The 19,922-nt window shown below is 71.0% G+C and carries 18 protein-coding genes and 1 tRNA gene; 5 read left to right on the forward strand and 14 right to left on the reverse strand.

Annotation, left to right across the window (positions count from 1 at the left end):
* Positions 1–69 precede the first annotated feature (69 nt).
* Positions 70–1,173: an endonuclease/exonuclease/phosphatase family protein gene (locus OG963_RS28550; protein ID WP_371799607.1), complete on the forward strand. Its 1,104-nt coding sequence runs from the start codon at positions 70–72 to the stop codon at positions 1,171–1,173.
* A 31-nt stretch (positions 1,174–1,204) separates the two neighbouring features.
* Here OG963_RS28550 and OG963_RS28555 read toward each other — a convergent pair whose 3' ends face one another.
* The 6 genes from OG963_RS28555 to OG963_RS28580 form a co-directional block, all read right to left on the reverse strand.
* A complete protein-coding gene (locus OG963_RS28555) occupies positions 1,205–1,963 on the reverse strand; it encodes an IclR family transcriptional regulator (RefSeq protein ID WP_030923329.1) in 759 nt (252 codons plus the stop codon).
* A 185-nt stretch (positions 1,964–2,148) separates the two neighbouring features.
* Positions 2,149–3,000 carry an ectoine/hydroxyectoine ABC transporter ATP-binding protein EhuA gene (gene ehuA / locus OG963_RS28560; protein ID WP_093930500.1) on the reverse strand — a complete coding sequence of 284 codons (852 nt, stop codon included), beginning with the start codon at positions 2,998–3,000 and terminating at the stop codon, positions 2,149–2,151.
* On the reverse strand, positions 2,990–3,631 hold the full coding sequence (gene ehuD, locus OG963_RS28565; RefSeq protein ID WP_030923333.1) for an ectoine/hydroxyectoine ABC transporter permease subunit EhuD: 642 nt from the start codon (positions 3,629–3,631) through the stop codon (positions 2,990–2,992). The genes ehuA and ehuD overlap by 11 nt, the downstream gene beginning before the upstream one ends.
* Positions 3,628–4,368 (reverse strand): ectoine/hydroxyectoine ABC transporter permease subunit EhuC, encoded by a 741-nt coding sequence (ehuC, locus tag OG963_RS28570; protein WP_093776925.1) that lies wholly within the window; start codon positions 4,366–4,368, stop codon positions 3,628–3,630. Before ehuC ends, ehuD begins: the two co-directional genes overlap by 4 nt.
* 19 nt (positions 4,369–4,387) lie before the next feature.
* Positions 4,388–5,290 carry an ectoine/hydroxyectoine ABC transporter substrate-binding protein EhuB gene (gene ehuB, locus OG963_RS28575; RefSeq protein WP_093776927.1) on the reverse strand — a complete coding sequence of 301 codons (903 nt, stop codon included), beginning with the start codon at positions 5,288–5,290 and terminating at the stop codon, positions 4,388–4,390.
* Between the two features lie 256 nt (positions 5,291–5,546).
* Entirely contained in the window at positions 5,547–6,506 is a 960-nt protein-coding gene (locus OG963_RS28580; RefSeq protein ID WP_093776929.1) for a D-2-hydroxyacid dehydrogenase, read from the reverse strand.
* A 163-nt stretch (positions 6,507–6,669) separates the two neighbouring features.
* Between OG963_RS28580 and OG963_RS28585 the strand changes: the two genes are divergently transcribed.
* The gene (locus OG963_RS28585) at positions 6,670–7,410 is read left to right on the forward strand and encodes a decarboxylase (protein WP_319325104.1); all 741 of its coding nucleotides are present in this window, start codon (positions 6,670–6,672) and stop codon (positions 7,408–7,410) included.
* 93 nt (positions 7,411–7,503) lie between these two features.
* The gene (locus OG963_RS28590) at positions 7,504–8,577 is read left to right on the forward strand and encodes an LLM class flavin-dependent oxidoreductase (RefSeq protein WP_093776933.1); all 1,074 of its coding nucleotides are present in this window, start codon (positions 7,504–7,506) and stop codon (positions 8,575–8,577) included.
* A gap of 235 nt (positions 8,578–8,812) precedes the next feature.
* Here the strand turns inward: OG963_RS28590 and OG963_RS28595 are convergent, their stop codons facing one another.
* Complete coding sequence (locus tag OG963_RS28595) at positions 8,813–10,747, reverse strand: putative bifunctional diguanylate cyclase/phosphodiesterase (RefSeq protein ID WP_371799608.1); 1,935 nt, start codon at positions 10,745–10,747, stop codon at positions 8,813–8,815.
* A 434-nt stretch (positions 10,748–11,181) separates the two neighbouring features.
* On the opposite strand from OG963_RS28595, the gene OG963_RS28600 reads away from it, so the two are divergent.
* Positions 11,182–12,396: a M6 family metalloprotease domain-containing protein gene (locus OG963_RS28600; RefSeq protein WP_030923354.1), complete on the forward strand. Its 1,215-nt coding sequence runs from the start codon at positions 11,182–11,184 to the stop codon at positions 12,394–12,396.
* A gap of 62 nt (positions 12,397–12,458) precedes the next feature.
* On the opposite strand, the gene OG963_RS28605 is transcribed toward OG963_RS28600, so the two are convergent.
* The 7 genes from OG963_RS28605 to OG963_RS28635 all read right to left on the reverse strand — a co-directional run bounded on the left by OG963_RS28605 (position 12,459) and on the right by OG963_RS28635 (position 19,029).
* Positions 12,459–12,532 (reverse strand) — tRNA-Lys (locus tag OG963_RS28605).
* On the reverse strand, positions 12,523–13,266 hold the full coding sequence (locus OG963_RS28610; RefSeq protein ID WP_093776935.1) for a hypothetical protein: 744 nt from the start codon (positions 13,264–13,266) through the stop codon (positions 12,523–12,525). The genes OG963_RS28605 and OG963_RS28610 overlap by 10 nt, the downstream gene beginning before the upstream one ends.
* Before the next feature lie 149 nt (positions 13,267–13,415).
* Positions 13,416–13,757: a hypothetical protein gene (locus OG963_RS28615; protein WP_030923361.1), complete on the reverse strand. Its 342-nt coding sequence runs from the start codon at positions 13,755–13,757 to the stop codon at positions 13,416–13,418.
* 314 nt (positions 13,758–14,071) lie between these two features.
* Positions 14,072–15,406, reverse strand: coding sequence for an AAA domain-containing protein (locus OG963_RS28620; protein WP_030923363.1), 1,335 nt, complete (start codon positions 15,404–15,406; stop codon positions 14,072–14,074).
* Complete coding sequence (locus OG963_RS28625) at positions 15,403–17,010, reverse strand: hypothetical protein (RefSeq protein WP_371799609.1); 1,608 nt, start codon at positions 17,008–17,010, stop codon at positions 15,403–15,405. The genes OG963_RS28620 and OG963_RS28625 overlap by 4 nt, the downstream gene beginning before the upstream one ends.
* Positions 17,001–18,200, reverse strand: a complete 1,200-nt coding sequence (locus tag OG963_RS28630; RefSeq protein WP_319325103.1) for a hypothetical protein — start codon at positions 18,198–18,200, stop codon at positions 17,001–17,003. Before OG963_RS28630 ends, OG963_RS28625 begins: the two co-directional genes overlap by 10 nt.
* Positions 18,100–19,029, reverse strand: coding sequence for a phosphatase PAP2 family protein (locus tag OG963_RS28635; protein ID WP_093777045.1), 930 nt, complete (start codon positions 19,027–19,029; stop codon positions 18,100–18,102). Before OG963_RS28635 ends, OG963_RS28630 begins: the two co-directional genes overlap by 101 nt.
* Positions 19,030–19,276: 247 nt before the next feature.
* Between OG963_RS28635 and OG963_RS28640 the strand changes: the two genes are divergently transcribed.
* Positions 19,277–19,873, forward strand: a complete 597-nt coding sequence (locus OG963_RS28640; protein ID WP_030923374.1) for a histidine phosphatase family protein — start codon at positions 19,277–19,279, stop codon at positions 19,871–19,873.
* The last annotated feature ends 49 nt before the right edge of the window (positions 19,874–19,922 follow it).

The raw sequence follows: 19,922 nt of genomic DNA on the forward strand, positions 1-19,922 counted from the left end.
GTCGCCTCGCCCCGAGCCGGCACCGCCGAGCCGGTCCGGACCCACCCCCCTTTGTCTGAAGGACACGACGTGCCCGACCTGCACGAGGACCCCTACCCGGATGTGTACATCGGTGGCGGGTTCTTCGACCCCACCCAGATTCCGTCCACCGACGCCGAGCGCGCACAGTCGGCCGTTCCCGAGGCGGCACCCGTGCCGGACGAACAAGCCGGCGACCGGCCGGACCACATGTCCGATCGGCACACCCGCGGCCAGGGGTGGCGCAAGGGCCGGCTTCCGACCGCCCTGGCGGTCATGACGGGGACCGTGCTGGTCGGCCACTCGCTGGTGCCCAACTCGGTCGGCAATCCGGGCAGTCTGCTCGAAACTCTGCTGCCCTGGACAGGTCTGGCCGTGCCTGTACTGCTGTCGGCCGCCTTGCTCCGCAGGTCGGTGCCGGCCGGCGTAGCCGCGCTCCTGGTCGCTGCCGTGTGGGCTGCGATGTTCGGGCAGTTGTTTCTCGGCGGGCAGCCGGATGTCGAGCCGGACCTGACGGTCGTCACGCACAACGTCGGTGCCGCCAACCCGGACCCTGCCGGGACCGCCCGGACGCTGCTTGCCGCCGACCCCGACCTGGTGGCTCTGGAGGAGGTCACCGATGACGCGATGCCCGCCTACCAGAAGGTGCTGGGCCGCCGGCTCACGCACTCGGTCCACATCGGCACCGTCGCCCTGTGGAGCCGCTACCCGATCACGGATTCGGAGCGCGTCACCATCGACCCCGGCTGGAGCCGCTCCCTACGCGCCCGGGTCCAGGGGCCGGGCGGACCGCTCGCCGTCTACGTGGTGCACCTGCCCTCCGTCCGGGTCGGCGTCTCCGGCTTCACCATCGCACGGCGCGACCAGGTCCTGACCGCGCTCGATCACGCGGTCGACCAGGAACGGCAGAAGAAGATCCTCCTGATGGGAGATCTCAACGGCGCCACCACCGACCGGGGCCTCGCCTCCCTGAACTCCCGGCTGGCATCTGTCCAGGACGAGGTGGGGGCCGGCTTCGGCTTCAGCTGGCCCGCAGCGTTCCCGGTCGCCCGTATCGACCACATCCTCACCCGGGGCGTCACCCCCACCGACGCCTGGACCCTCCCCGCGACCAGCAGCGACCACCGGCCCGTCGGCGCCAGACTGAAGGCGTAGCAGACCGCCCAGGAACTGTCGGAACTCGTGCTCAGAGCGCCAGTGACAACAGGACCGGTGCGGCCCGCCGGTTCAGTGTGTCCGCCGCCGAGCGCAGCCGGTGTGCGTCCTCGACCGGAAGCGAGAGCGCCAGGCAGCCGGCCGAGGAGCCCGCCGTCAGCGGGACGGCCGCGCAGACCGTTCCCACCGCGTACTCCTGGAGGTCGAGCACCGGGACCGTCGCCGGCTGGCTGTCCAGCTTGGAGAACAGGACCTTCTCGTTGGTGATGGTCCGCGAGGTGAGCCGGGCGATCTTGTGGCGCGAGATGTGGTCGCGCCGGCCGTTCTGGTCGAGCTGGGTCAGCAGGCACTTGCCGATCGCGCTGGCGTGCGCGGCGGACCGGAAGTCGACCCACTCGTTGACCGCGGGGGTGCGTGGACCGTCGGCGTACTGGGTGACCCGGATCTCGCCGTCGACGTACCGGCTGATGTACACGGCGGCGCCGACCGAGTCGCGCAGCTGGTCCAGGGTCTGCTGAAGCTTGGTCTCCAGGGCCTGCCTGCGGCTGGCGCCGGAGCCGAGCAGCAGGAGCGAGGCGCCGATGACATAGGCGCCGTCGGTGACCTGCTCGACATAGCCCTCGCGGCGCAGCATCAGCAGCAGCGGGGCGAGATGCCCGGCCGGCAGCCCCGTCTCGCGGGAGATCTGGGCGTCCAGAACGCCGTTGCCGTGCTTGGAGACCGTTTCGAGAACGCGAAGGGCGTACTGCACCGAGTGGAACGGTGCGGTCGGTTCGGGCTTCAACGCCACGGTTTCCCCCTACCAGGTTGTGACCGCAAGACCAGGTTGTAACCGCAAGCTTCCGCACCACGATAGCCGCCAAATGGCGTTTGAGGGGGGTCCGTTGACGACTTGACGAGACGCCCTGGCGCTGTCAGCTGGGCTGCACCCGTCTGGCATATGCCAAAGTCATTAGCGGCCGAGGGAGGGCGAGGTCACAGCACCGCGTCGAGGAACTCGCGCGTACGTTCGTGCTCGGGGTCGGAAAAGATTTTTTCCGGCGAACCGGCCTCCACCACCCGCCCTGCGTCGAACATCAGCACCTTCTCCGAGACGTCCCGGGCGAAATTCATCTCGTGGGTCACGCAGAGCATCGTGATGTCGGTGTTTCGCGCGATGTCGCCCAGCAGGTCGAGCACACCCGCCACGAGCTCCGGGTCGAGCGCGGACGTCACCTCGTCCAGGAGCAGGATCTCCGGCTGCATGGCCAACGCGCGTGCGATCGCGACCCGTTGCTGCTGGCCGCCGGAGAGCTGGGAAGGGTGTGCGTCGACCTTTCCCGAGAGCCCCACCAGATCGAGCAGTTCACGGGCGCGGGTCTCCGCCTCGTCCCGGTCCATGCCCAGCACGCTCACCGGTGCCTCGGTGATGTTCTGCAACACCTTCATGTGGGGAAAGAGGTTGAACTGCTGGAAGACCATGCCGATCTTCGTCCGGGCCTCGCGCAGATGCTTCTCGGTCGCCGGCCGCAGCGAGCCGTCGGGAGCCCTGACGTGGGACAGCGGGTCGCCGTCCACCCAGATCACTCCGTCACTGACCTTCTCGAGCGTCATCAGCAGCCGCAGGATGGTGGTCTTGCCCGAGCCGCTTGGTCCGATGAGCGTGACGTGTTCGCCGCGCCGCACCGAGAAGTCCAGCCCGTCGAGGACGACATGGTCGCCGTACCGCTTCACGACGTTGTCGAAGCGGACCAGCGGATGGCCGGTCTGCGACGCGGCAGGGACCGGGGCGATGTCCACCGGGGCCTCGGCGGCCGCCTTCTGCAGGGGGAGGGGTTCAGTGGCCAAGGCGCTTCTCCAGCTTTCTCATCAGCAGCGAGGTGGGGTAGCTCGCGACCAGGAAGACCAGTCCGGCGAGCGTGAACGCCTCGGTGTAGGCGAAGTGATCGGCGCCGTACTTACGGGCCTCGAAGACCATTTCCTGCACCGTGATCACGGCGAGGAACGGGGTCTCCTTGAACATCGAGATCGCGTAGTTGCCGAGGGCGGGCAGCACATTGCGCACCGCCTGCGGCAGGATCACGGCCTGCCAGGTCCGCCGGGGGGTGAGTGAGAGCGCCCGGCAGGCCTCCCACTGGCCCTTCGGCACACCGTCGATCCCGGCGCGGTACACCTCGGAGGTGTACGCGGCGTAGTGGACGCCCAGCACCGCAATGCCGATCGTCAGCGGCTCCACCGCGGTGAACAGGGCTGCCGCGCCGACCAGTTGCACGAGCAGCGGGGTGGACCGGATGAATTCCATCACGACCCGCACCGGCACGGTCACCAACCTGCTCGGGGCCCGTCCGGCGACCGCGATGGCGAGCCCGAGGACCGCGGCGACGAGCGTGCCCAGCACGGTCGCGAGCAGCGTGACCCGGAAACCCTCGAGCACCAGGGGGAGTGCGTCCCGGGCGGCGTTCCAGTCGAAGCCGTTCACCGGGCACCTCCGGTCGCGGAGGCGACGGCCTCCGTCGCGCTGCGGCTGCGCAGCAGCGAGCCCGCACCGGTGGCCAGGCCCAGCCGTCGCTTGGCGCTCCGCTCCAGCAGGTTCATCAGCAGAGTCAGCGCGTAGGCGAGGACGAAGTAGGCGACCAGCAGGGTCATGTAGGCGGTGAGCGTCTCACCGGTCCGGTCGCGCAGCTGCTGGATCACGGTCATCAGGTCGGCCGCGGAGATCAGCCACAGCAGCGGGGTGCACTTCAGCAGCTGGATCAGCAGATTGGTGAAGGACGGGATCATCTGCACCCAGGCCTGCGGAATGATCACCTTCCGCATCCGGTACAGCGGCGTCATGTTCAGCGCGACCGCCGCCTCGTACTGGGCACGGGGTACGGAGCTGATCGCGCCGCGCACCACCTCGGAGCCGTACGCGCCGTAATTGAGGCCGAAGGCGACGACGCCGCAGAGCAGCGGTGTCAGTTCGTACCCCGTCAGCGGCGGCATCGCGTAGTAGAGCCAGAACAGCTGGATGTAGAGCGAGGTACCGCGGAAGAACTCCACGACCACGCGTGACACGCCGCGCGCCACCAGCTGCCGGCTGACCGACATCAGACCGAGGACGAAGGACAGGAGCAGGGCGAGCAACGCCCCCAGGACGGTCGCCTGGAGGGTCACCCACAGTCCCGAGCGCAGCTGCGGCAGATCGTCGACGAAGGCGGAGAAGAAATCACTCATGCGGTGGGGTCCGTCCCTGTCAGCCCTTGCACAGATCGGCCGTCTTCAGGGTCGTCGGTGGCAGCTCGGTGGCTCCGAAGCCGTACTCCTGGAGCAGGCCGACATAGCGCGACCTGTCCGAGACGATCTTCTTCAGCTCGCGGTTGAAGGCGTCCCGCAGATCCTCGTTGCCCTTCCGGAAGACGGCTCCGCCGGGGCTGTACTGCCGCTTGCCGTCAAGCTCCGGCAGAAAGGCCTCGGTGACCTCGGTGCCGGGGTTGGTCCTCGCCAGCCAGCGCAGCGAGATTCCGGTGAGCAGGAACGCGTCGATCCGGCCGCCCTTGACCGCGTCGGCGCCGTCCTGGGGCTTCTGCAGCGACTTGATCCTGTCCTTGGGGATGCCGGCCCCCTCGGCGTACGAACCCTCGACGGCGCCCGACATCACGCCGACGACGATCCCGGCGGCCTTCGCCGATGCCAGATCGGTGACCTTCTTCGGGTTGCCCTTCTTCACCATCAGAGCGGTGGGCGAGATGAACTCGGGCTCGGAGAAGATGGCGTTGGCGCAACGTTCGGGCGTGATCGCCATGCCGGCGCTGACCACGTCGTACTTGCCCGCCTGCAGCCCGGGGATCAGCCCGTCCCACTCGGAGAGGGTGGGCTTCAGTTCGTCGACGCCGAGCGCCTTGAATATCTCCCGGTGCAGGGTGGGCGCCTCGCCCTTGAGCTGCTTGCCCTCCATGTAGCCGTACGGGGCCTCGTTGGCGTACGCAACCCGGACGAACCCCTGCTTGCGGAGCGCCTCCAGCGCCCCCGCACCATCCGCGGAACCGGCGTCCGTCTTGCTGCACGCGGAGAGCAGACCGGGTACGACGAGCAGACCACCTACGGCCGCCGATCGGTTGAGAAAGCCCCGACGGGACAGGTTCGGGAAGTCAGCCATGGTTCGCAGTCTCCTGGAGGGGTCGAACAGTCCGGACAGGTGCAGCGCCTGCCCGATCCCGTGCGCCTATGCAGGAAGAGGCTGCATGCAATCAAACGGTGACTGGGACGTGACCCTTCCGTGTCCCCATGTGGGCGGAGCGCGACGACCGGTGCGCAGCGCGTATTTCTTGGGGCGGAACGGGTCATGACCGACCGTCATGTGGAGATGTCCGTCATGGGTGGCTGAAGTGGTCATCCTGCCCGCTCGGTTGGGGTCATTCGATCCGGTCCCCGGCGGGGACGTACCCGAGCCGCTTGTCGACCACGTTCGGCAAGGGCTTCCCGGCTGCCCAGAGTTCGTACATCTCCACGAACTGCTCGCCCAGCCGGTCCCGCCAGCCGACGGTGTCGCCGCTCATGTGCGGGGACACGATCAGTCCCGGCACGTCCCACAGCGTGCTGCCCGGATCCAGCGGTTCGTGTGCGAACACATCGAGTGCCGCGCCCGCGATCCACCGTCTGCGCAGCGCGTCGGCCAGATCGTCCTCGACGACCATCGGCCCGCGCCCGACATTGATGAAGCGGGCCGACGGCTGCATCAGCCCGAAGAAACGTGCGTCGAACATCCCGCGCGTGCGCTCCGTCAGCGGTGCCGCGCAGATCACCCAGTCGGCGAGCGCCGCCAGCCGGTCCAGATCCTCGGCGCCGTGGATGCTGCGGCGCGCGGTACGCCCGACGAGCGCCACCTGGACCCCCAGCGCCATCAGCAGCCGGGTGATCTCCCGGCCGATCGGCCCGGCTCCGACCACCACCGCGCGGGCGCCCGCGACCTGCTGCGATTCACGGTGACGCCACCGCCGCTGCCGCTGCAGCTCCAGTGTGCCGGGGACGTCCTTGGCGAACGCCAGCACCAGACCCAGGACGTACTCGGCGATCGGCCGCTCGAAGACACCCCGCGCATTGGTCAGTACGGTGTCGGACGCGGCCAGCTCCGGGCAGAGCAGCCGGTCCACGCCCGCGCTCGCCGTATGCACCCAGCGGGGCCGCGGGCCGTCGCCCGGCCAGGCGGCGCGTACCGCGTCGGAGGCGAAGTCCCACACCAGCAGAGCATCGGCATGCGGCAGTTGCCCGGCGAGGCCGGCCTCGTCCGTGTACCGGATCCGGACCCGTCCGGTCAGCCGGCCGAGACGCGGCGAAGGGGCGGTGTCCAGGACGAGCAGGGTGGGCTCTGGCATGAGAGACGACGGCTCCGCTGTGTCTGAGATGTGAGGATTGACCACGCTCGCACCCCGGCCTTGCTCCGTCAACGGGAATGTGGGCGGCGGGTGCCGAGGGGAATACTGGGCAGGGAGGGGCAGTAGCGCCAGTACACCGGTCCAGCAGTGCAGGAGGGTGGACATGACGACCGTCGGATTCCTCTACCCGGGCCACTTCGCGGAGGACGAGTTCCCACGGATGGAGGTCATCCTCGACACCACGATCAGACTGGTCGTGAACCGCACCGAACCCGGTGAGGACGACCGGCGCCCCGACACCCTGCGAAAGATGGGAGAGCCCGAACGCCTCGCCGCGGGTGTCGAGGAGCTGCGGCGTGCCGGTGTCGAGTCGGTGGTCTGGGCCAGCACCGGCGGGAGCTTCGTGTACGGCTGGGAGGGGGCCCATGGGCAGACCACCTCCCTGGCCCGGGCGGCGGGACTGCCCGCCTCCAGCGCGTCGCTCGGCTTCGTCCAGGCGGTACGGGCGCTGGGCGCCGCCCGCGTCGCGGTCGCCGCGACCTACCCCGAGGAGATCTCCCGGCTCTTCAGTGAGTTCCTGGCCGCCGCGGGCATCGACGTGGTCGCCACGCACAGCGGCGGCGTCACCTCCGCCGCCGAGGCCGCCGTGTGGGGCCCGGAGCGGCTGAAGGAGCTCGTCGTCGCCGCGGACCGACCGGCCGCGGACGTCGTACTGGTGCCGGACACCGCGCTACACACCGCCGCGCACATCTGTGACCTGGAAGAACTTCTTGCGAAGCCGGTTCTCACCGCCAATCAGGTGGCGGTGTTCGAGGCGCTGCGGCTGGCTCGCCGCCGTACCTGGGCGCCGCAGCTGGGCACGCTCTTCGCCACCCGGGAAGCGCCGCCGGCCCCGGTGGCGTAGTGACCGGCCGGGGAATAAACGGAGACAACCTCCTGTTAGTCACCCCCGGACGTACGCGTCCAGACGCCAGCGCATCACCGGAGAGGCCTTCACGTGGACAAGAACCGAGGCGACGACATTCGCGGCCGGGCCGAGGGGACGGCCCCCGTGCCGCTCTCGGTGCTCGACCTGGTCAGCGTGGGTCAGGGCCGCACCGCGACCCAGGCGCTCCGCACCAGCGTGGACATCGCGCAACTGGCCGAACGCCGCGGCTTCCACCGCCTCTGGGTCGCCGAACACCACTCCATGCCCGGCGTCGCCTCGTCGTCCCCGGCCGTGATCCTCGCCCATCTCGCCGCCCACACGGAGCGGCTCCGGCTCGGCTCCGGCGGCGTGATGCTGCCCAACCACGCCCCGCTCGTCATCGCCGAACAGTTCGGCACCCTGGAGGCCATGGCTCCCGGCCGCATCGACCTGGGCCTCGGCCGCGCGCCCGGCACGGACGGCGCGACCGCCGCCGCCCTGCGCCGCACCGACCGGCTGAACGAGGGCGCCGACGACTTCCCGCAGCAGCTTGCCGAGCTGACCCGGTTCCTGGACGACGACTTCCCCGACGGTCACCCGTACGCCCGCATCCACGCGGTCCCGGGCCCGGTGCAGGGCCCCACCGGCCGCCCGCCGATCTGGCTGCTGGGCTCCTCCGGCTTCAGCGCGAGGCTGGCCGGTGTCCTCGGTCTGCCGTTCGCCTTCGCTCACCACTTCTCGGCGCAGAACACGATTCCGGCGCTCGACCTGTACCGGGAGTCGTTCAAGCCCTCCGCGGTGCTCGACGCCCCGTACGCCCTGATCGGCGTCTCGGCGCTGGCCGCCGACGAGGAGCGCGAGGCCCGGCGCCAGGTGCTGACCGGTGCGCTGTCGATGGTCCGTCTGCGCACCGGCCGGCCCGGTCTCATCCCGAGCCCCGAGGAGGCGGAGGCGTACGCCTTCACTCCGATGGAGCGCGAGTTCGTCGACAGCTGGCTCGGCAATGTGATCCATGGAACGGCGGACGAGGTCCGCTCCGGGCTGGACGACCTGGCCAAGCGGACCGGTGCGGATGAGTTGATGATCACTGCCAATGCGCATGGGGGTGGGGCGCGGGTGCGGAGTTATGAGTTGATCGCGGATGCGTATGGGTTGCGTGGCTGAGGGTTGGGCGGGTTCGTCCGCCTGACCGCTTTGTCCTCAAGCGCCGGACGGGCTGACAAGTGCCCTCAAGCGCCGGGCGGGCTTGGTTTTGGTGGGCGGGCTCGCAGGTGCCCTCAAGCGCCGGGCGGGCTTGGTTTTGGTGGGCGGGCTCGCAGGTGCCCTCAAGCGCCGGGCGGGCTTGGTTTTGGTGGGCGGGCTCGATGTGCGTGGGTGGGCTTGGGGCTGTCGCGGGGGCTCAGCGCTGCAGGGATCCGGCGCCGATCAGTTCTGCGATGCGTTCCGGGGCCACCGCTCGTGAGTAGAGCCAGCCCTGGCCGGTGTCGCAGCCGATCCGGCGCAGTCGCTCCGCCTGGCCCGCGGTCTCCACGCACTCCGCGGTGACCGTCAGGCCCAGCCGGTGCGCCAGTTGCACCATCGCCTCGACGATCGTCTCGTCGGCGGGGCTGGGGTGCGTGCCGTCGTCGTAACGGAAGCCACGTACGAACGAGCCGTCCAGCTTCAGTACGGACACCGGCAGCCGGCTCAGATAGGCCAGGTTCGAGTAGCCGGTCCCGAAGTCGTCGATGGCGATCCGGACGCCCATGTCGCTGAGCGCCTGAAGCGCCTCCAGCGGGCGTCCCGCCGAGCCCATCACCGCGGACTCGGTCAGTTCGAGCTGCAGCAGGCCCGGTGCCAGGCCGGTCTCGGCGAGGATCTCCGCGACATCGGTCACCAGGTCCGAGTCCCAGACCTGCCGTACGGCGACGTTGACGCTGATGAACAGCGGCGGCTCGGTCGGATGGTCCAGCTGCCACCGCCGTGCCTGGCGGCATGCCGACTGCAGCACCCACCGGCCGAGCTGGACGATCGAACCGTCCTCCTCGGCGATCGCGACGAACCGATTCGGCGAGAGCATGCCGAACTGCGGGTGGTTCCAGCGGACCAGGGCCTCCACCCCGCGTACGACCCCGTCCGCCATCCCGACCAGCGGCTGGTACTCGATGGTGAACTCGCCGCGCTCGACGGCGGGCCGCAGTGTGGACGAGAGCGCCTGCCGCGTCATCCGGTGGGCGTTGCGTTCGGGGTCGAAGAGGGTCCAGCGGGCCTTCCCGTCCGCCTTCGCCCAGTACAGCGTGGTGTCGGCGGCCTGCATCAGACCGGTCGCCGAGGTGCCGGCCGCGGCCCGCTCCACCACGCCGATCGACGCCGATACGGCCAGCCGCTGCCCGGCCAGGTCGAACGGCTTCTGCAGGGCGGTGAGCACCGCGCGGGCGAGATCGGTGAGCTGCTGCGTACCGGCGGACTCCTCGACGAGGATGGCGAACTCGTCGCCGCCGAGGCGCGCCACGAGTGAGGCGCCGCTGCGGTGCTGGTTCTCCTGTTCGGCGCAGTCGGTGAGTCTGGCGGCGACGGCGGCGAGCAGCCGGTCGCCGACCCGGTGGCCCATCGTGTCGTTGACGGCCTTGAACCCGTCCAGGTCGAGGTAGCAGAGCCCGATCCGGCCGTGCCGCCGGGGAGCGTCCTGGTCCGGCGGGGTCTCCAGGGCTGCCGAGAGGCGTTCGAAGAACAGCGTCCGGTTGGGCAGCCGGGTCACCGGGTCGTGCATCTGGAGGTGGCGCAGCCGCTTCTGCAGCTCGCGTCGGTCGCTGATGTCGGCGACGGAGAGCAGCACGGGACAGGAACCGGCGGAGGAACCGGGTGGCGTCTGCGTCATCGGTGCCACGGTGATCTCGGCCCACAGCGAGCGCCCGTCGGGGTGCTTGAGCCTGCGCGTGCAGCGGAACCGGGAGCGCCGGCCGCGCAGCACCTCACGGTACGCATGCCAGGTGCGCCCGTCCGAGGAGACGTCGAGCAGATCGGACGCGGACTGCGCGGTCAGCGCCGCGGGGGCGGCACCGAGCAGCGTGCCGAGGGCGTCGTTGGCGGTGAGGATCAGGCCTTCGTGGTCGACGACCGCCATCGGAAGGGTGGCGGCCCGGAAGGCGGCCCGGTAGTCGGCGCCCCGGCCCACCGGCTCGGACCCGTCGATGCCGTCAGCCGTTCCGTCTGCGAGCCCGGCTCCGGGCATGTGCGCGATCCCGTTTCCGGCCCGTGCCGGCACGGGATCCGTATGACGCTCCGTGACCGGCGGTCGCGCGGTAGGGGGCGCTGCGCCTGCCGGGGGCCTCGGCCCTTCGGAGGTTTCGCTCACCGCTCGCTCCCGCCGTGCAGTTCTGTCCTGAACAGATGTGGTCGGACTGGGCCCGCCGCGTGGAGTGCCGCTGTCGGGGCGGAAATCACGCAGGAAAGCGTGGTGAAGCATAGAGGTTGTCGTCCGGCCCGTTCCAGCTCCGCTCCCGTTCCGGGCCCGCGGATCGCCCCGCATGGACCATTCGCGCGCCGATCCGGTTTGCCCATGACTGATTGTTTCTGCGCGGCTCTGTTCTCTCCAGTCGATCTTGAGTCCGTCTTGCGCAGTTGCGGTGATCGATTATGACTGTCCGTGAAAAGTCACCGGGTGGCGGTCTGTTTACCCGAGTGGGGCAGCACAACAGGGCGTACACCACCAAACCGGCACAGGCTGGGTTGCGAGTCCCGCATCCCGCACCGGAGGTCGATGTGCCGCATAAGCGCAGACTCGCGGGAGTGGAGAGGCCGAGTCCGCGTGGTGTACTGGCAGGGCTGATCGCGCTTCTGGCGCTCGCCGCCATCTCTCTTGTCGCCGGTCCGGCGGTGGCCGCCACCGGAGCGGCCGGCCCGTGCGCCCTGCCCCGGACCGAGGTGCACCACTCGCTGGGCGTGGGGGACTGGAACGACGCCTACCCGCGCCCCGACCACCCGCTCGACGCGGTCATGATCTTCCTCTCCTTCACGGACGCCCGCCCCGTCACCACCCCCGCCGAGCTGGCCGCCGACTACTTCCCGGCGACCACCCAGTTCTTCCAGCGTGCCTCGTACGGGAAGTTCACCCTGCGCCCGCACCCGCAGCGGCACTGGATCCAGATGCCCCGGAGCTCCACCGCCTACGGGATAAAGCGTGACTGGGACGACAGCCGGCGCAGCGAGTATCTGCGTGACGCGATCGCCGCGGCCGACGACCAGGTCGACTTCTCTAAGTACGACATCGTCTATCTGGTCGCCGACCCGGACGCCCCCGGCGTCGACTCCGATGCCACCAAGGTCGTCAACTTCGACCAGCCGCTGCACGCCGACGGTACGGACATCAGACGTGTCGTCACCGTTTTCGAACAGCACCCGCCGGACCGGAACGTGCTGGCCCACGAGACCGGGCACGTCTTCGACCTGCCGGACCTCTACCACCGGCCGACGGACGGCAAGGGCGACTGGGACACGTACGTCGGCGACTGGGACGTGATGGGCAGCCAGTTCGGTCTCGCGCCGGACCTGTTCGGCTGGCAGAAGTGGAAGCTGGGCTGGCTGGACCGCGGGCAGGTGGTGTGCATCCAGCGCAAGCAGGACATCACCCTGGAGTCGATGGCCGCCACCCCGGCACGTGGCGCGTCCCTCGGGACGCGGCTCGCGGTGATCAGGACCGGGGAAGGCGGCGTGGTGGCGATGGAGGCCCGCAGCGCCACCGGCAACGACCGGTCGACCTGCAGCGAAGGGGTGCTGATCTACCGGGTCCGCAACGGGACGTCGTCCGGCGGCGGGCCCATCCATGTCATCGACACCCACCCCCGCACCGACGCCTGCTGGGACCTGTCGGTCTACCCACCGCTCGCGGACGCCCCGCTGCGGGTCGGGGAGACGTACACCATTCCCGGTGAGCACACCAGGGTCGAGGTCGCGGACCGGACGCCGTCGGGTGCGTGGACGGTCAGGATCACCACCGGCACGTGAGCAACCGCTCCGGCGGCGGAACGAAGAAGCCCCCCGCTTGCGCGAGGGGCTTCTTCCGTCTGTGCGCCGCCAGGGACTCGAACCCCGGACCCGCTGATTAAGAGTCAGCTGCTCTAACCAACTGAGCTAGCGGCGCCTGCTGACGTCGTAGACCTTAGCATCCTGATCGGCGGGAGGAAAAATCGAATTCCTGGCCGTCGACGCGGGCGCCGAGCGTGTCACGCGTACGCAGGCCCAGAGAAGTACGTCGGGGCCCGGCAGCCACGGGTGACGGGTGTCGGGGGCGACCACCCACCGGGGCCCGGGAGAGGTGGAACCGCAGGCCAGGGGCGGGACGGTCACCGCGTCGCCGGTGCCGTGACAGAGCAGCGGCGGGAACCTGTCCGCCTGGTCGTCGGGCGCCTGCGGGTCGTGTTCCGTCACCGGCTCGGGGCGGTTGCCCCACTCCTCCCAGTCGAGCAGCGACGGCAGCCGCTGGGCGGTCCCGGGAGCGGCGAACAGCAGCATCCGCCCGCGGTGAGAGGCGACCGGACCGGAACCGGGCCCGTCGGCCCACAGGTGCTCCAGCATCCGTCGCCCGAAGAGCGCGGGCACATTGACCACGTCGAACGCGGAGCCGCACGGCAGCACACCGGGGGAGCCGGGGTGGGCCTGCCACTGGGTGAGCGTGGAGTGCGGGTAGGCCGTGGCGCCGGCGAGCCAGGCGGCGCCCGCCGCGGTGACCTGCGCGGTCTGATGCCCGGCTTGATTCCCGGGCTGAGGCCCGGCCTGGGCGTCGGTCCGGTCCCGCAGGGCGGCGAAGATGTCGACGCTGCGGTGGGACCCGGTGCCGGGGTACAGGGTCGATTGGTCTGGCAGCCATGCACTCATGTGCACCGGTCTACCGGGAGTGACGGTGCGGATTCCAAGAGTTGCCGGAAATCGGGACAGGGTGGTGGGGGGAGGAGTATCTTGCCCGCGGGCATATGCCAGCGGCTGTACCCGGAGTCAGCTCCGGGCAAGGGCCGGACGCTCCGGCATCACGGTCTGGCGCCGCCCAGCAGGCTCCGGCCGAATTCGACCATCTTCTTCGCGTAGTCCTCGGTCCACTCCGCGCGCTCCGCGATGTCCGCGGTGGTCAGCCGGTCGAACCGGCGCGGGTCGGCCAGCTGGGCAGCGGCGATCGCCTGGAACTCGACCGCGCGGTCGGTCGCGGCGCGGAATGCCAGGGTGAGCTCGGTGGCGCGGTCCAGCATCTCCTGCGGGTCGTCCATCGACTCCAGGTCGAAGAAGTGCTCGGGATCGGCGACCGCCGCCGACGGCTCGAAGAGCAGGGGCGCGGGGCGCAGCCGCTGCCGCTCGTTCCGCTCGGGTTGTGCCATGTGGTGTTCCTCCTTCGGTGGGCCCGACGGCCACCCTCTATTGTCCAACCCGCCGCAAGTGCGCTTCGGGGCGGTGCGCGGGTCCGGTGCGCGGGGGTGTGCACCAACACACCCCCGGGCGCGACGTGCGCCCCACGGTGGCCCATCGCGCACGGCCCGACGACGTTACGGCCACCGTCGCACCGGTGCCGTGACGGATGCCACGGCGCCACGGCGCCACGGCGCCACGGCGCCACGGCGCCACGGCGCCACGGCGCCACGGCGCCACGGCGCCCGGGCGCCCGGGCGCCACAGCGCCCGCCGCACCGGCGACGTCACGGCGCCCAGCGCACCCGGTGTTCCGCGAGATGTGCCAGGACCGCGTGGTTCGCCTCCCAGCCGTCGGGAAACTTCACCGTGACACCCAGCTGGACCGGTTCCGTCGACGGATGTTCGTCCAGCAGGTCGGCGACGCCTTCGCGGCAGACCACGATGCAGGCATGGCGGTGCCGCGAGGCCAGGACGCACAGCCGGCCCGTCTCCAGGTGGAACGCCGTGGCGTCCGGGCGGCCGGACAGCGGGTGCAGGACCACCGTCACATCGAATTCGCGGCCCTGGAGCCGGTTCGCCGTGTCCACCGCCACACCCGTCACACCGAGCTCCGCGAGCGCGGCTCGTACCGCCGCGGCCTGATCCCGGTGGGCGGTGCCGACCGCGACCCGGTCCGCCGTCACCGCGGCGGGCTCGGGGGAGCGCTCGCTCGTCGCCGCACCGCCCCGGTCCAGCAGACGGCGCACCACCAGGGCCACCGCCCGCACCGCCTCCGGATCCGTGCGCGGGGTGTGCCGGGCCGGAAGTTCGAGCAGGCCCCAGCCGGATTCCGCGGCCTCGTCCAGCACCCGGTCCGGGGCGGAGCCGTCCGACGCGACACCGAACGACAACCGCCGGTCGCCGTGGTCCGTGCCGCTGCGGAACGGGGTGTACGGGTAGAACGCGTCCGAGACCAGCGGCGCCGCCGACGCGGGCAGCCGCCAGGACACCGGCAGCCGGTGCTGCGGCAACTGCGGGTTGTGCGCCAGCAGGGTGGAGACCGCGCTCGCCGACGGGTCGTACGACAACCCCGCCCACTGGTCCGCGCCGACGATCGAGAACGGGTCCAGCTGGCCGGGATCGCCGACGAACAGTGCCCGTTCGAAGAGCCCGGCGACGGCCAGCAGCGCGTCCGAGCGCATCTGGTACGCCTCGTCGACGATCGCGTGCCCCCACGGCTCGACGTTCTTCACATGCGCCCACTTGGCGGCCGTCGAGATGACGACGTCAAGTCCGGCGAGGTCCGCCGCCTTTGCCGATTTCCGTACGTTGGCCAGGCCGTCCAGCACCTTGTCGTACGGGTCCGAGTCATTGCTGTGCAGTCTTCCGACCGGCAGCCCCGGGTCCTTCTCGGCCAGCCGCACCACCAGGTCGTCGACCTGGGCGTTGGTCTGTGCGACCACCATCAACGGGCGCCCGGCGGCTGCCAGTTCGAGGGCGGCGCGCACCACGAGCGTCGACTTGCCCGCGCCCGGCGGGGAGTCCACCACGATGCCGCGTGCCGTGCCGTGCAGCGTGTCGTCCAGGATCGCGGTGGTTGCCCGCCCCGCCGCCGCGCCCGGGTCGAATACGGCTGTCACAGAAGGTCCTCCGCGGTCACGGGGTCAGGGTTCTCGGCGGCGGCGCCCGGCGGACCGCCGTGCGTCCAAGGGGTGTCCTCCGGGTCCGGCAGCTTCGGACCGCCGCGCTGGTCGTGCTCGAACAGCGTCCACGCGATCCGGTCGCCGGGCTCCGGCAGCGAACCCGGGGCCGGCTCCTTGCTCCGGCCCATCCGGTCGGTGATCCGCAGCACGAGCAGGGCCTCGTCCGGTCCTGCGGAGTCCTCGGAGGCGTACGCCACGAACTCGGCGGTCTGCGGCCTGCCGTCCAGCGAGCGGTACACCTTCGTCCGCTCACCGAGATGCGGGCGCTCATCGGTCCGGACCGTGACCAGCGGGCGCGGCGACGGCCGCTTCGACTCGCTGTACGCCATCACCACCTCCGTCACCTCCCCGACGAACGCCTCGCCGGCCAGCCGCCGCCCGGCCAGCACCAGCGGATCGTCCAGCGCCTCCTGGGCCTCCAGCTGCGCCTGCGCCGTCTCGCGGGACGCCAGCTTCTGGGCTGCCGTCACCGCGTCGTCCCGGCGTGGCTGCGGCGGCTCCCCGGACCGCACCCGGTCCCGGTGGCCGGTGAACGACCAGCGGTCCCGGGTCCAGCGGTCCTCGGCCCTGGATCCGGGCGGCAGCTGCGCCATCAGGTCCAGGCCCCGCCACACCGCATCCCAGGTCGGCCGCAGCACGCCGGCGAGCAGCGATCCGATCTCCCGTTCGGCCGCTGTCAGTTCGGCGAGCCGGGCGTCGGCCGCGAGCCCGTCCTCGGCCGCCGCGAGTGCCGTGCGCGCCCGGTCGTACTTCTCGATCGCCGGTGCGAGCAGCCGGTTGTCGAACGCCGGGTCCGTGGCCGGACCGGCCGGCGGGCACACCAGCCGGCCGCTGTCGTCCCGCTCCAGCTCGGCCCGGAGCGCGGCCTCGGCGCCGGACTCGCCCGCCGGAGGGTCGATCCAGGCGAGCAGAGCCCCCAGATGCTGGTCCTCCAGCGTGGACTGTCCGCTCGCCCAGTGCCGGTTCAGCAGATCGGTCGCGGCGAGGAGCAGCGAGGAGCCCGGCACCCGCGCCCGCTCCCCGTAGTGCGTCAGCCAGCGGCCGAGCAGTGGGACACGGGCCGGGGCGGGGTACGGGGTGTCCGGATCGTCCTCGGCGGTGCGCCGGAACCGCATGGAACGGCCCAGCAGCCGTACGAAGTCGATACCCGCCCGGCTCGGCACGATCAACTGCGGCGCATCCGTGCACAGTTCGACCTCGACCTTGACCTTCTTGCCGGTCTCGGGATCGGTCTCGTTGCGCTCGGCCGGCTCGACCACGTCCGCGTACGACTCGATGTGCGGCAGGACAGCCTCGGCCAGGTCGGCGAGGAACGCGAACCGCAGGTCACGGTCGCGCGGCTGGGCCACGGTCAGCAGCCGCGGCGCGTCCCGGTCGGTTCCCACGAGCGCGCCGAGCGGGGCGCCCGCCTCACCGGCGGTGGTCAGCGGTACGAGGACGAGCGGCCGGCCGGTGAGATGGCGATGCCGAACGGTGGCCATCGGCTGCGCCCGGCCGCTCTCCACGGCCTCGAGCCGGGCCAGGGTGCTGATCAGCGACATACCGTTCCGCCCTCCGGAGCCGCCGGGCCGGGCACTCTTTCCAGCGCCTCCGCGCGCAGGGCCGCCGCGCGGCGCAGGGCCGCGACCGTCGGATCCGCCGGGTCGCCCTCCTTGCCCGCAGCCGCGGCCAGTACCTCGGTGACCGTCGTCAGACCTCCGAGCTCGCCCCGGACGCTCCGGCCCAGCGCCTGCACCGCACCGGCCGAGCGCGCCTTCGCCCGGCAGTGGAAGGCCAGTTCGCAGGCGGCCAGGCACTCGGGTGCGTACATCGCCGCGACCGATTCGACCGCGGCCGTCAGCTCCTGCGGCGAACACTCAGGGTCGAAGGTGGTGCCCTCGGGCAGGGCGGCCGCGATCTCCTCGATCCGGGTCAGCCGGGTCAGCTGACGGCGGGTGACCGCACGCTGCTTGCGCACATCCACCACCGACGCCGTCGGGAGATTGGAGAAGTCCTTCGGGCAGACCAGCAGCACCCGGTGGCCGACCTCCGCACCCTGTGTGACCGCCGCGATCCGCTCCAGCGCCAGGACGTACACCGCGGACTGCCGGGCCGCCGCGCCGACCTTCGCGGCGTCCGCGGAACTGTCGATCATGGGGAACGACTTGATCTCCACAACCGTCCACCGGCCGTCGGGGTGCACGACCACCGCGTCCGGCTCCAGATAGGCGGGCGAGCCCGCCACCTCCAGGGCCAGCATCGGATGGTCGAGCAGCGCCCAGCCGCCCGCCCCCGTCGCCTCCCGCAGCGCCAGCGCCGTACGGGCCGCGCGCCCCTCGGGACCGGCCGCCGTCAGATCCGGTACCAGGACCTCGCGCGGTGCCTCACTGCCGCCGCCGAGCCGCTCGTGCAGCAGCCGCATCAGCTCCGTACCGCCGTCGGCCTTGACCTTCGCCTCGAATGCGTTGCCCCGCATGAACGCGAACTGCGACTGGCCGAACGCGGCGGGGGAGCCGAGCGCCGTCGCCAGCGCGGCCTTGTCCACCCCGGCACCGTCCAGCAGGGCGCGTCGCTTGCAGCCGGGGTTCGCGGCAAGGGCGGCCAGCGCGCGGGCATCGAGCGGATGCGGGGCGACGGCCGGACCGCGCAGCTCAGCGAGCCGCTGCCGGAGCGCCGTCGTCTGCGGCGTCGCCCGATGCTGCGTCGTCGGTGGAGTCTGCGGAGGAGGTCCGCTGGCCGGGGATTCGCTCACCCGCGGAAGTCTTGCATCCGGCACTGACAATCGGGGACTTCGTGGCCGGATCGGCCGGTGCGAACCGGGCCTGTACCGCGGCCCGCACCCGGTCCGCGAGCTGCACGACCGGCCCGGTCAGCAGCGCTCCGACGGTCATGACGGCGGCGCCCGCGACCGCGTCGAGGAAGTAGTGGTTGGCCGTGCCCATCACGACGATCGTGGTGACCAGTGGGTACACGACGCCCGCGACGCGTACCAGCGGGTGCCGCGCGTGACGCCAGAGCAGGACCCCGCACCACAGCGCCCAGCCGACGTGCAGACTCGGCATCGCGGCGTACTGGTTGGTCATCCAGCCCATCCCGCGCGGCGCGCTCGCCTCGGTGCCCCACCAGCCGTACGAGCTGTACTGGGCCATCGTGTCGACGAAGCCGTGCGTGGCGTGCAGCAGCCGCGGCGGGCAGGTCGGCAGCAGCGCGAAGCCGATCAGGCCGAGCAGTGTGGAGGTCATCAACCAGGTGCGGGCGGTGCGGTACACGGCGGCGCGGCGCCGGTAGATCCAGATCAGGACGGCCGGGGTGACGAGGTAGTGCAGCGAGGCGTAGGCGAAGTCGGCGGGTATGCCGATGGACGGGTGGGCGGTCATCAGCCGGTTGAGCGGGTGCTCGGCGTTGAGGAAGAGGGTCTTCTCCAGATGTAGTATCCGCAGCCCGTGGTCCACAGCGGTCGACACGTCGCTGCGAACCAGCAGCCGGCCCGCCGAGTAGACCGCGTATATGACCGCGATCAGCGGCAGCTCGGCCCACCAGCGAGGCCGGTGGCTCGGCGCGGGCGCGGTGGCAAGCGGCATTCGGAAGCTCTCCATCATGTGTTCATGCGACCGAGGGCGGCCGTTCAACCGTACGGCGCAGATCGGCCGTGTTTTCCCCGGGGGTACCCCTGCGGATGCCCCGGTTCGTACGGAGATTTCTCCGCGGGGAAGGGGACGCCTGTTCGGCCCCGGAGGTTGCCTGCCGGACACGTGAGCGATGATGGAAAAGGCGGAGCACCCGTCCCTGTTGTCGTTTTCTCCGAACCAAGATTCAGGGAGAGCCGTCATGGCACCGCGTATCCTGCTCGCCCGGCACGGCCAGACGGAATGGTCCGTCAAGGGCAATCACACCGGCAGGACCGACATTCCTCTGCTCGACACCGGCCGCGCGGGCGCCAAGCTGCTGGGCGAGCGGCTGCACCGCGGACCGTGGGCGGACCTGCCGGGCCTGGAGGTCCGCACCAGTCCGCTCGTCCGCGCCAGGGAGACCTGCGACATCGCGGGCTTCGCCGACCGGGCGCAGCCGTGGGACGTGCTCATGGAGTGGGACTACGGGGCGTACGAGGGCATGACACCGGCCGAGATCCAGGCGGTCCGGCCGGGCTGGTTCATCTGGCGCGACGGGGTTCCGGACGGCGAGACCCTGTCCGAGTTGTCCGCCCGTGCGGACGAGATCGTCGACTGGGCGCGCTCGGCCGAACGTGACGTGCTGGTCTTCGCGCACGGTCACATCCTGCGGGCGCTGGGGGCGCGCTGGCTGGGCGAGGACGTGTCGTTCGCGTCGCGCATCCGCCTGGACCCGACGTCGCTATCGGTGCTCGGATGGGCATATGGGGCACCGGCCCTCGAACGCTGGAACGACACGGGCCATTTGGACCGGTGAGATCCTGCCCCGATCGGCCGCGTGGTGCCCTCGATCGCGGGCCCCGAAC

The sequence above is a fragment of the Streptomyces sp. NBC_01707 genome (assembly GCF_041438805.1).
Classification (GTDB): Bacteria; Actinomycetota; Actinomycetes; order Streptomycetales; family Streptomycetaceae; genus Streptomyces.